This window comes from Paraburkholderia rhynchosiae (genome assembly GCF_002879865.1).
Taxonomy (GTDB): Bacteria; Pseudomonadota; Gammaproteobacteria; order Burkholderiales; family Burkholderiaceae; genus Paraburkholderia; species Paraburkholderia rhynchosiae.
Genome location: NZ_PNXY01000163.1, coordinates 1 through 248 on the forward strand (window position 1 = coordinate 1; position 248 = coordinate 248).

Here is a 248-nt window from a genome sequence, read left to right on the forward strand (position 1 = left end):
CGGCGAACTGCACGCGAGCGCCCGCAACAAGCTCAAGAGCGCTCAAAAGCGGCCTTCGATCATTGCCGCTTGCTGGATGCAGGCTACGCTGTGGTGACGTCATGAATTATGGAAGTCTCAATAGTTGAGGAGAAGAGTGATGTCGCAGTTGGGTCTTGGTCTGGATCTGTCAACGAAGCGCACGCGCAAGCGGGAATTTCTCGATGAGATGCGGCGTGTTGTGCCTTGGTCGAAGCTGATTGCGCTGA

Annotated in this window: 1 pseudogene; it reads left to right on the forward strand. The window is 55.6% G+C overall.

What is annotated here, in order from left to right:
• Window positions 1-139 precede the first annotated feature (139 nt).
• A pseudogene (locus C0Z16_RS37280) lies at window positions 140-248 on the forward strand (IS5/IS1182 family transposase); the annotation flags it as partial.